The organism is Tibeticola sp., assembly GCF_022759015.1.
Taxonomy (GTDB): domain Bacteria; phylum Pseudomonadota; class Gammaproteobacteria; order Burkholderiales; family Burkholderiaceae_C; genus Tibeticola; species Tibeticola sediminis.
In genome coordinates this window covers 1-10,904 of record NZ_JAEMQB010000118.1, presented here as the reverse complement: position 1 = coordinate 10,904, position 10,904 = coordinate 1, and the positions used below count along the sequence as shown (strand labels likewise).

At 66.4% G+C, this 10,904-nt stretch carries 10 protein-coding genes; all 10 read left to right on the top strand.

Features of this window, described 5'->3' with window-relative positions:
• Positions 1–765, top strand: a 765-nt coding sequence (locus tag JHC36_RS07530) for a class I SAM-dependent rRNA methyltransferase (protein WP_287917813.1), incomplete at its 5' end; no start/stop codon positions are given.
• 193 nt (positions 766–958) lie between these two features.
• A complete protein-coding gene (locus tag JHC36_RS07525) occupies positions 959–1,999 on the top strand; it encodes a CobW family GTP-binding protein (RefSeq protein WP_287917810.1) in 1,041 nt (346 codons plus the stop codon).
• Positions 2,000–2,163: 164 nt separating this feature from the next.
• Positions 2,164–3,120, top strand: a complete 957-nt coding sequence (gene dksA / locus JHC36_RS07520) for an RNA polymerase-binding protein DksA (RefSeq protein ID WP_353846128.1) — start codon at positions 2,164–2,166, stop codon at positions 3,118–3,120.
• An 86-nt stretch (positions 3,121–3,206) separates the two neighbouring features.
• Positions 3,207–4,946, top strand: a complete 1,740-nt coding sequence (locus tag JHC36_RS07515; protein ID WP_287917807.1) for an STAS domain-containing protein — start codon at positions 3,207–3,209, stop codon at positions 4,944–4,946.
• A gap of 439 nt (positions 4,947–5,385) precedes the next feature.
• A complete protein-coding gene (gene mraZ / locus JHC36_RS07510; protein WP_124222409.1) occupies positions 5,386–5,814 on the top strand; it encodes a division/cell wall cluster transcriptional repressor MraZ in 429 nt (142 codons plus the stop codon).
• Positions 5,815–5,824: 10 nt separating this feature from the next.
• Positions 5,825–6,733: a 16S rRNA (cytosine(1402)-N(4))-methyltransferase RsmH gene (rsmH, locus tag JHC36_RS07505; protein WP_287917802.1), complete on the top strand. Its 909-nt coding sequence runs from the start codon at positions 5,825–5,827 to the stop codon at positions 6,731–6,733.
• Complete coding sequence (ftsL, locus tag JHC36_RS07500) at positions 6,730–7,020, top strand: cell division protein FtsL (protein WP_124222405.1); 291 nt, start codon at positions 6,730–6,732, stop codon at positions 7,018–7,020. The genes rsmH and ftsL overlap by 4 nt, the downstream gene beginning before the upstream one ends.
• Positions 7,017–8,753, top strand: a complete 1,737-nt coding sequence (locus JHC36_RS07495) for a peptidoglycan D,D-transpeptidase FtsI family protein (protein WP_124222403.1) — start codon at positions 7,017–7,019, stop codon at positions 8,751–8,753. The genes ftsL and JHC36_RS07495 overlap by 4 nt, the downstream gene beginning before the upstream one ends.
• Complete coding sequence (locus JHC36_RS07490) at positions 8,753–10,261, top strand: UDP-N-acetylmuramoyl-L-alanyl-D-glutamate--2,6-diaminopimelate ligase (RefSeq protein ID WP_287917797.1); 1,509 nt, start codon at positions 8,753–8,755, stop codon at positions 10,259–10,261. Before JHC36_RS07495 ends, JHC36_RS07490 begins: the two co-directional genes overlap by 1 nt.
• Before the next feature lie 14 nt (positions 10,262–10,275).
• Positions 10,276–10,904: UDP-N-acetylmuramoyl-tripeptide--D-alanyl-D-alanine ligase (locus JHC36_RS07485; RefSeq protein ID WP_287917794.1), on the top strand; the 629-nt coding region annotated here is incomplete at its 3' end.

Sequence of the window (10,904 nt, the reverse complement as noted above, 5' to 3'; positions counted from 1 at the left end):
CTGACCGGCTGCCCGCGCCTGTACGAACGCTCGGACGCCAGCGTGCGCACGCTCGAGGGGCTCGCGGAGTCCGTGGGCTGGCTGCGCGGCAGCGGCGAGACCGAAGTGACCATCCGCGAGCACGACTGGCGCCTCACGGTGGACATCGCGCAGGGCCACAAGACGGGCTTTTATCTCGACCAGCGCGACAACCGCGCGCGTTTTGCCATGCACACGCGGCGCCGCGGCTTCGTGCGCGTGCTCAACTGCTATTGCTACACCGGTGGCTTCAGCGTGGCCGCGCTGGCCGGCGGCGCTGCCGAGGTGGTGTCCATCGACTCCTCGGCGCCTGCGCTCGAGCGCGCCCGCGCGCATGTCGCGCTCAACGGCTTTGATGCGGCGCGCGCGCAGTTTCTCGATGCCGACGTCAACGCCTCGCTGCGGCGTTTTCTGGACGCGGGCGAGCGTTTCGACGCCATCATTCTCGACCCGCCGAAGTTCGCGCCGACGGCCGCCCACGCCGAACGCGCCGCGCGTGCGTACAAAGACATCAACCGCCTGGCGCTCAAGCTGCTCGCGCCCGGCGGCGAGCTGTTCACGTTCTCGTGCTCGGGCGGCATCGACGCCGGCCTGTTCCACAAGATCGTCGCCGGCGCGGGCATCGACGCCGGTGTGGATGGCGCCATCACCGAGCGGCTTGCCGCCGCCCCGGACCACTCGGCCACCCTGTTTTTCCCCGAGGGCGACTACCTCAAGGGGCTGGTGGTGCTGCGCCAGCCGCTTTGAGCCCTGTTTTCAGGAAAATATCCCGAAAACCCAGCGCTAAATGGACATATCGTGCTATCAAAAAAGGATTGAAATCCGGGCTTGACACCTCATGTAGAGTGGTCACGGTGCGCTGCCGACCGCGCGGCTACACTGTCGCCCCGCTCGCGCGCCGCGCAGCCGCATTGCTTTCCATGACTCGAGGCCTCACCGTATGGCACTGATTCCCGCCACCATCCTCACCGGCTTTCTCGGCTCGGGCAAGACCACGCTGCTCAAGCGCGTGCTCACCGAGGCACACGGCCAGAAAATCGCCGTGATCGAAAACGAATTCGGCGAGGAAAACATCGACAACGACATCCTCGTGACCGACACGCAGGAGCAGATCATCCAGATGAGCAATGGCTGCATCTGCTGCACCATCCGCGAAGACTTGCGCACCACGCTGCAGGACCTCGCGCAGAAAAAGCGCCGTGGCGAACTCGACTTCGAGCGCGTGGTGATCGAAACCACCGGCCTCGCCGACCCCGGCCCGGTCGCGCAGACCTTCTTCATGGACGACGAGATCGCCGAGAGCTATCTGCTCGACGCCATCCTCACGCTCGTCGACGCCAAGCACGCGCAGCAGCAACTCGATGAGCGGCAGGAGGCACGACGCCAGGTGGGTTTTGCCGACCGCATCTTCATCAGCAAGGCGGATCTCGTGAGCCCGGACGAACTCGCTGCGTTGCAGCACCGGCTCACCCACATGAACCCGCGCGCCCCGCAAAGCGTGGTGCACTTTGGCGAGGTGCCGATCGCTTCCGTCTTCGACCTGCGCGGCTTCAATCTCAACACCAAACTCGACATCGACCCGGACTTCCTCAAGGAAGACGCGGGTCACGACCACGCCCACTGCGACCACGACCACGCGCCCGGCGAGCACTGCAGCCACCTGCATCACCACCATCACGACGACGACGTCAAGAGCTTCGTCTACCGCGCCGAGCGCCCGTTCGACCCGGCCAAGCTCGAGGATTTCCTTGGCGCCATCGTCAACATCTACGGTCCGCGCATGCTGCGCTACAAAGGGGTGCTGCACATGGCCGGCACTGACCGCAAGGTGATCTTCCAGGGCGTGCACCAGCTCATGGGCAGCGACCTCGGGCCGAAGTGGGCCGAGGGCGAGCCGCGCGTGAGCAAGATGGTGTTCATCGGCATCGACCTGCCGCGCGACATCCTCGTGCAAGGTCTGAACCAAAGCCTGGTGGGCTGATCCGCAACGTTTTCTGAAACCCACGCACCATGTTTGTCTCGATTCTGCAACTCATGGGGCTGGCCTGGGGGAAGCCGATACAATCGCGCGCCGATTCGGCGCCGGCGCCGGCCGAACCCCCCGCTATTGCCGACGCGGAGCCCATTGATAAGAGGAGACCCGCTGTGAAAAGCGCAACCGCCAAAGCCCGTGCGGAATCCAAGGCCAGCCCGAAGGTCGATGCCCCGGTGAAAAAGGCCAAGGCCAAAGCCGCGGCACCCGCCGCAGCCGAGCCCGCCAAGAAAGCTTCGGTCAGCCCAGCCAAAGCCAAAGTCAAAGTCGGGGCACCCGCCGCGCCGTCGAAGGCTGCATCGGCGGCCCCAAAGCCGGCTCCAGCTCCAGCGCCGGCACCCCGGAAAACTCAGACGACGACTGTGGCCAAAAAAGCCACGCCCGCGCCTGAGCAAGCCCGTGCCGCAGTGCCCGCCAAGCCTGCACCGGCGGTTTCGGCTCCAGCCGCTCCCGTCGCCACGCCGCCGCGAACCCGGGTGACCCGGGGGGCGCGGCTGGCCCAGATGACCGTTCCATCCATGGCCCAGGCCGTCGCCTCGACCGCGGCCAAGGCCTCTTACGACCACACCATGCCGATTGCTACCCTGCCTGCAGCGCCGAATTCCGCGGCGCTGAAGAAAGACCCGAAACGCGCCAACAACTGGAAGATCAAACCCGTCGAGGAACTGACCGACGACGATATCCTCGCGATGCCGGACGAGGAGTACATGAATCCGACGCAGCTCGCCTTCTTCCGGCTCAAACTGCAGCGTCTCAAAGCCGACATTCTCAACAACGCCGGCGAGACCACGGAACATCTGCGCGAGGACACCGTCGTCGTGCCCGATCCGGCGGACCGCGCCACGATCGAAGAAGAACACGCGCTCGAACTGCGCACGCGCGACCGCGAGCGCAAGCTGCTCAAGAAAATCGACCAGTCGATCGCCCGGATCGACTCGGGTGACTACGGCTATTGCGACGAAACCGGCGAGCCCATCGGCGTTGGCCGCCTGCTCGCCCGTCCGACCGCGACGTTGTCGCTCGAGGCGCAGCAGCGCCGCGAACTGCGGCAAAAGATGTTTGGCGACTGAGCGCCCAAGTCCGTGAACCTGTTGGCGGAAAATGGTGTTTGCGAGCATGCCCAAACCGCCTCAACCGTGCGACACTGGCGAGCATCATGGCCAAAGAGGATAAGCGCAGCCTACTCGCCAAAGTGGTGAAGTTCGTCCGCAACCCGACGACGGACTGGGCCGACCTCGACCAGGCATCGACGTTTGAGCCAAGCGGCCACAGCCAGCTCATGCTCAAAGAGATGATGGAGCGCAAGAAGCGCAACGACTTCGTGCGTCGCCGTGAGTTCGACATGCTGCGCAAGATCCGCCGGCGCGAGCAGGTGCAAGGCGCCATGCCCGTGGAGCGGGCGTCTTTCTTCCAAAGCAGCCTGCCGTCCAATCAGGCCGAGCGCGCCAACACCCTGAAAAAAATCGACGAAATCGAAGCGCAGATGTCGATGCAGTGGTGGAAAACCAAGGCGCGCGACGGCTCCCTGGACTCGGTTTCGTCGGTGACGAGAACCGTTTTTTCTCGCCACCCGGAGGCGCCGGTGTCGCCTGCCGCTGCGCAGGCGACGACGATTGCGGCCCCGCTGGCCGCCGCTGCAGCGCAGGCGGCTCGCGCGCCAGCACGAGCCCCAGCGGCAAGTTCTGCTCCCGGTCTGGAGCCCTCGGGTGGCACGAGCCCCCAGCCTGCCGCTGCGCCGGGCACGAACACGTTCGCGTCGACCGAGTCCGGCGCGATCGAAGTCCACGAGGTCGCCCACGACCCGGAGATGGAAGAGGTATACATCCGCTTTGCCGGAGGGGATGTGCCAGGTGCAGAGGCCACATTGCTCGACCTGCTGGGACGAGAGAGCGCCGAACGCGACCCGATCGAAGCCTGGATGACGCTGTTCGACCTCTACCGCGCGACTGGGCAGCAAGAGCGCTTCGAGCTTGCGGCGCTCGATTTTGCAAGCCAGTTCCAACGCTCGGCGCCGCAGTGGTGGTCGATGCCGGGCTTGGCCCAGAGCCGACGGGTAGCCCAGCCCGGCTCGGGAAGTGCCGCGCTGCATTGGAGCAGCCCCGCGCGCTTGAATGCGGCGGCCGTGATGGGCTTGCGCCAGCGGCTCGAAAAAACCGCACAACCCTGGCGGCTCGACTGGTCGCCGCTGCAGTCGATCGAACCCGACGCTCTCCCGAGCCTGCATCTGTTGTTTTCCGACTGGGCCGCCGAGCCGGTCGAGGTGCATATGGTCGGTGCCGACGGCTTGCTCGAGTTGCTGGCGGCTGCGGCTCCTTCGGGCGACCGGTCCATCGACGCCCGCTGGTGGCATGTCCGCCTGTCGCTGTTGCGCGCCATGGGTCGGGCCGACGAGTTCGAACTGGCTGCACTCGACTACTGCGTGACGTATGAGGTTTCGCCGCCCTCCTGGGAGGCGCCGCGCGGGCGGTACCGCCGCATCAACGCCGAAGGTGTGGTCGAAGAAGGAGCGAACACCTTCATCGGGCTCGCAGAAGACGCGGCTGCGACGGCTCCTCCGCGGCCAGGGTTCGAACCCATGGATTTTGGAGCCAGCAGCCTCCAATCGGGGCTGCTCCGGCCCGCCGCGGTCGAACTCAGCGGTGAGCTGGTCGGGGACATCTCGGCGACGGTGCGCACGCTCGCCGAACGTCTGGAGGGGGCCGAACTTCCCGTCATTTCTTGCCGGGCGTTGGCTCGGGTTGACTTCGCTGCAGCGGGTGAACTGCTCAACTGGCTCAGCGAGCAGCAAGCGCAAGGCCGGTCGGTGCATTTCGAGCAGGTCCATCGCCTGGTCGCAGGCTTCTTCCGCCTGCTGGGCATTGCGGACGTGGCCCAAATCTCCACGCGCGTCGATTGAGCCCACGCTGAGCGCGTCCGGGCGCTCGCCCGGGGAGCGCTTGCCGGGCTGTACGACGCACCGGTGTCGCACCTCCGCAGCGGCCGCATTCTCGGGGTAGGCCCTTTCCCACGCTCGATTCCCCCGACGCCCTAGACCGCTCGGCTTCACCACCGACGAGCGGGTCAGTCGTGAAGGAAGTCACGCTCCCGCCGCCGGCTTGTTCCTTGCCAGGACTTCACAGCCCACTTTCGGAGCGTGCGCCAAGTCTATGCTGGCGAATGGTTTTTGAGCGGCTTCGGCCGAAAAGTCGGCTCTAAGTGATTGATTTCCCTGCAAGATTTTGTTGCAACACGTCTTTGCATGCTCTAGCGTTCCTGCTACAGTGCAAAAAAGTGCAATGAAGTGGTAGAAAGTGCCAAAAGCGGTCCGACCGCCGATGGCTCAACGAGGGATCAGCGTGTTTCAAGGGGCGTCAGCGTTGTGTCTGGATGCGAAAGGCCGGCTATCGGTGCCCACCCGGCACCGCGAGGTCCTGCACGCAACGGCCCAGGGCGCCTTGACCGTGACGAAGCATCCGCATGGGTGTTTGATGCTGTTCCCGCGGCCGGAGTGGGAGCGCTTCCGTGAGCGGATCGCGGCTTTGCCCATGTCGGCCCAATGGTGGAAGCGGATCTTTCTGGGAAACGCACTCGACGTCGAACTCGATGGCACCGGGCGGGTGCTGATTTCTCCCGAGCTGCGCAAGGCGGCCGGGATCAGTCGCGACGTCGTTTTGCTGGGCATGGGCAACCACTTCGAGCTTTGGGATCAGGCGACCTATGAGGCGCAGGAAGCCGAGGCGATGAAGGCCGAGATGCCCGACGTCTTCAAGGACTTCTCGTTCTGAGGGGCCAGGCATGACGGACCTTGCCCACACCACCGTGCTGCTCGAAGAGGCAGTCGATGCGCTCGTGACGAACCCTCTGGGGGTTTATGTCGATGGAACCTTCGGCCGCGGCGGTCACACGCGTCGCATCCTCGCCAAGCTCGCTCCGGAAGGCCGCGTCCTCGCGTTCGACCAGGATCCGCAAGCGGTGGCGGCCGCCGCCGAGTTCAGCGACCCGCGGTTTTCGATCCGGCATGCCAATTTCAGCGATCTGGCGCAGCTGCCCCCGGAAAGCGTGGATGGGGTCCTGCTCGATCTTGGGGTCAGCTCCCCGCAGATCGACAGCCCCGAAAGGGGTTTTTCTTTTCGTTTCGAGGGCCCTTTGGACATGCGGATGGACCCGACCCGCGGCCCGAGTGTGGCCGACTGGCTCGCGGTGGCGTCGGTTCGGGAAATTGCGGAGGTGATTCGTGACTATGGCGAAGAACGGTTTGCTCTGCCGATTGCAAAGGCGATTGTGGCTCGCCGCGACAGCGGACAGCCTGTGCGCACCACGACCGACCTCGTCGGGGTCGTGGCTGGTGCGGTCAAGACCCGGGAAGCCGGACAAAACCCGGCCACGCGCACCTTTCAAGCTCTACGGATTTTCATCAACCGGGAGCTCGAATCCCTCGACGCGGCGCTTGCCGCGGCGTTGAAGGTGCTCCGGCCCGGTGGGCGGCTCGTGGTGATTGCCTTTCATTCGCTGGAAGACCGCATCGTCAAGCGATTCATCGCGGCGCATGCGCGCGAGACCGTCGACCGACGCCTGCCATTTGCGCCGCCCAAGGCGCTGCCGCTCAAGGCGCTCGGGCGCGTGCGGCCGAGCGAGGCCGAGATCCAGGCCAACCCGCGCGCGCGCAGCGCCGTGATGCGCGTGGCCGAGAAGGTGGCGACATGACGCGGCTCAACCTCGTCCTCCTGCTGTCGGTGGTGGCCAGCGCGCTCTACGTCGTACATGTCCAGGCGGCCTCGCGGCATTTGTTCGTCGAACTCGAGCAGGCGCAGGCGCAGGCCCGGGCGCTTGCGAGCGAGCGCCAAAGGCTCGAAGTCGAACGTCGCGCTCAGGCGACCCCCTTGCGGGTGGAGCGGCTCGCGCGGGAACGACTGGGCATGCGCACGGCGACACCCGCGATCACCCAGTACGTCGCGGTGCCGGCGGCCGTGGCATCGGAGGCTCAGCGATGAGGGGCGGCAGTGTGGCCTACGCCGCCAGTCCTTTGCTGGCGGGCAAGACACCGGCCTGGCGCAGCAAGTTCATCGTGGCCTCGCTCGCGCTGGGCTTTGGCGCGCTCGCCGTTCGGGCGGCGTACGTGCAGGTCTGGAACAACGCGTTTTTCTTGCGTCAGGGCGAGGTCCGGTATGCCCGCACCCTGGAGTTGCCGGCCAACCGGGGTCGCATACTCGACCGCAATGGACTGCTGCTGGCTTCCAGCGTGTCTGCCCAGAGCATCTGGGCGATCCCCGAGGACGTGGATCGTGATCCGGAGCGGCTGCGTGCGCTCGCGCGTTTGCTCGAAATGCCGTTCGACGAGTTGCAGCGGCGCCTGGCCGACGAGGACAAGACCTTCGTCTGGCTCAAGCGGCAGGTCGACGAGTCGGTCGCGCGCGAAATCGCCGCGCTCGGGATCAAAGGCGTCTACCAGCGCCGGGACTACAAACGGATGTACCCCGAGGGCGAAGCGGCCGCCCACATCGTGGGTTTCACCAACGTCGAAAATCAGGGCCAGGAAGGGATGGAGCTGCTGTTCGACCGCGAACTCGCCGGCCGCCCTGGGTCCCGCCGCGTCATCAAGGACCGGCTCGGTCGTGTGGTCGAGGACGTGGGCGAGCAGGTGCCGCCGGTCGATGGGCGCGATCTGCAGCTCAGCATCGACAGCAAGGTTCAATTCTTCGCCTACCAAAAGCTGCGCGACGCCGTGTTGGCGCACAAGGCCAAAGCCGGCAGCGTCGTGGTGCTCGATGCGCGCACGGGCGAGGTCTTGGCACTCGCGAACTACCCGAGTTACCAGCCCGATCGGCGGCAAAACCTCTCGGGCGAGCAGTTGCGCAACCGCGCCTTGACCGATGTGTTCGAACCCGGCTCGACCATGAAGCCGATCACCGTCGCCATGGCGCTCGAAGCGGGCCGGGTCACCCCCCAGACCCTGATCGAGACGTCTCCGGGCCGCTATCAGATCGGGGGCTTCACGATCAACGACACGCACAACTACGGGACCTTGACCGTCGAGGGCGTGATCCAGAAGTCGAGCAACGTCGGCGCGCTCAAGATCGCGCAGCGCATGAGCCCGCGCGAGATGTGGGACACCTTTGTTTCCTTGGGCTACGGTCAAAAACCGCAGATCGAGTTTCCCGGTGCCGCCGCGGGTCGGCTGCGCCCCTGGAAAAGCTGGAAGCCCGTCGAGCAGGCCACCATGTCCTATGGCTACGGTCTTTCGGCTTCGCTGTTCCAGATGGCGCACTCCTACACGGCCTTCGCCCATGACGGTGAAGTGCTGCCCGCGACCATGATCAAGCGCAACGAGCCCGTGCATGGGGTCAAGGTGTTCTCCGCACAGACGGCCGCGGCCGTGCGCAAGATGCTGCAAATGGCGGCCGGTCCTGGAGGCACCGGACAGAAGGCGCAGACCGTGGGTTATTCCGTGGGCGGAAAATCCGGCACGGCGCGCAAACAGGTCGGCAAGGGTTATGCGACCAATCGCTATCGCGCCTGGTTCACCGGCATGGCGCCGATCGAGCAGCCACGGGTGATCGTCGCGGTGATGATCGACGAGCCGAGCAACGGCGAGTTTTACGGGGGCGTGGTGGCCGCGCCCGTATTCAGCGAAGTCGTGCAGCAGACGCTGCGCCTGATGAACGTGCCGCCGGACATGGCGGTGCAGCCGCAGATCGTCGTCGACGCCGCGGAGGAGTCGTTCTGATGCGCGTTCTCCAAACCCCCCAAGCAGTCGTCGACTGGTTGCGCACGCGCGACGTGCGCGGCCTGTGCAGCGACAGCCGTGCGGTTCGGCCGGGCGACGCGTTCGTGGCCTGGCCGGGTGCGGCGGTGGATGCGCGGGCCTACGTCGGTGCCGCGCGGCAGTCGGGCGCGCGGGCATGCCTGGTCGAGCGCGAAGGCGCAGAGCGCTTCGACTGCGACGGGGACGACGTGGCCGCCGTGCCGGGCCTCAAAGCTCTGGCCGGGCCGATTGCCTCGCTGTGGTACGGGCGGCCCTCGGAGCGCCTCGACGTCGTCGCGGTGACCGGCACCAACGGCAAAACCTCGAGCACTTGGTGGATTGCCCAAGCACTCTCAAAACTACAGCAAGAAACTGCCCATTCATGCGGGGTCATCGGCACTTTGGGTACCGGAATCCTGCCCACGCTCAAGCACAACGGGCTGACCACGCCCGACCCGGTGCTGCTCGCGCAAACGCTCGGCTCGTTCGTCGAACGAGGCGTGCGCGTCTGCGCCATGGAAGCGTCTTCGATCGGCCTTGCCGAGCACCGGCTCGATGGCACGCGCATCGCGATCGCAGCCTTCACGAATTTCACGCAAGACCATCTCGACTACCACGGGACCATGGAGGCCTATTGGCAGGCCAAGCGGTCCTTGTTCGACTGGCCAGGGCTGCGCGCCGCGGTCATTTTTGTCGACGACCCCAAGGGTGCCGAGCTGGCCGAGGCGCTCGCCGGTCGCCTGGATGTCTGGACGGTCGGCACCGCGTCATCCGCGCGCCTGCGCGCCCGCGGCATGGGTTACCGGCTTTCCCCGACGGGCGAGGGTTTGAGCTTCGAAGTGCTCGAGGGCGGGACGGCGCATGCCGTGCAGACTGGGCTGATCGGCGACTACAACGCGGCGAATCTGCTCGTCGTGCTGGGTTGCTTGCGCGCGCTCGGCCATCCGCTCGACGCGGCCGTGCAGGCGTGCTCGGCGCTGCAGCCCGTTCCGGGGCGCATGGAGCGCCTTGGTGGTGCGGGCGAGCCGCTGGTCGTCGTCGACTATGCGCACACGCCGGACGCGCTCGAACAGGTTCTTGCCGCCTTGCGGGGCCTTGCCGTGCAGCGTGGCGGTCGCTTGTGGTGTGTGTTTGGCTGTGGCGGCGACCGCGATCCGGGCAAACGCCCGCTGATGGGCGCCATTGCCGAGCGCCTGGCCGATGCCGTCGTCCTCACCAGCGACAACCCGCGCTCGGAGGACCCCGAGGCGATCCTGGCCCAGATTCTCGCGGGCATGGCGCATGCCCCCGCAGCCGTCGAGCCCGATCGCGCCCGCGCCATCGCGTATGCCTTGGATCACGCGGCGGCGGCGGACGTGGTGCTGCTGGCCGGCAAGGGCCACGAGACGTATCAGGAGGTCGCCGGTGTGCGGCGGCCGTTTTCGGATCGGGCCGAGGCCCTCGCGGCGCTCGAGCGCCGTCGTGCGACCAGCGTTGGCACCCCCGCATGAATTCCAGCTCAGCCATGATGACCCTGAAAGAAGCCCTGGCCTGGATTCCGGGCAGCCGCCTCGTCGGCGACGGGTCGCTGCGCCCCCAGCGCGTGCACACCGACACCCGCACCCTCGCAGCGGGCGACTGCTTCGTCGCGCTCAAGGGTGAGCGCTTCGACGGCGCTGCCTTCCTCGATCAGGCCCGCGCGCAGGGTGCCGTGGCGGCCCTCTGCAACTTCGAGAGCGAAGCCGCGCTGCGCGCATCGGGCCTTGCCGGTTTGCTCGTTCCCGACACCCGAGTGGCGCTCGGCCAGCTGGCCCAGGCGTGGCGCGCGCAGTTCGACCTGCCGCTGATCGCTGTGACGGGCAGCAACGGCAAGACCACGGTGACGCAGATGATTGCGTCCATCCTGCGCGCTTGGGTGGGCGACGCAGCGCTGGCCACGCAAGGCAACCTCAACAACGAAATCGGTGTGCCGCTCACGCTGCTGCGCTTGCGCGAGGGCCATCGCGTCGCCGTGGTCGAACTCGGCATGAACCACCCTGGCGAAATCGCCCAACTCGCCGCGTGGGCGCAACCCACGGTGGCGCTCGTCAACAACGCGCAGCGCGAGCATCTGGAGTTCATGGAGACGGTCGAGGCCGTCGCCCGTGAAAACGG

Coding starts and splice junctions, on each gene's coding strand:
- JHC36_RS07525 (WP_287917810.1), top strand. CDS start 959: ATGGCACTGATTCCCGCCACCATCCTCACCGGCTTTCTCGGCTCGGGC.
- JHC36_RS07515 (WP_287917807.1), top strand. CDS start 3,207: ATGGCCAAAGAGGATAAGCGCAGCCTACTCGCCAAAGTGGTGAAGTTC.
- rsmH (WP_287917802.1), top strand. CDS start 5,825: ATGACGGACCTTGCCCACACCACCGTGCTGCTCGAAGAGGCAGTCGAT.
- ftsL (WP_124222405.1), top strand. CDS start 6,730: ATGACGCGGCTCAACCTCGTCCTCCTGCTGTCGGTGGTGGCCAGCGCG.
- JHC36_RS07495 (WP_124222403.1), top strand. CDS start 7,017: ATGAGGGGCGGCAGTGTGGCCTACGCCGCCAGTCCTTTGCTGGCGGGC.
- JHC36_RS07490 (WP_287917797.1), top strand. CDS start 8,753: ATGCGCGTTCTCCAAACCCCCCAAGCAGTCGTCGACTGGTTGCGCACG.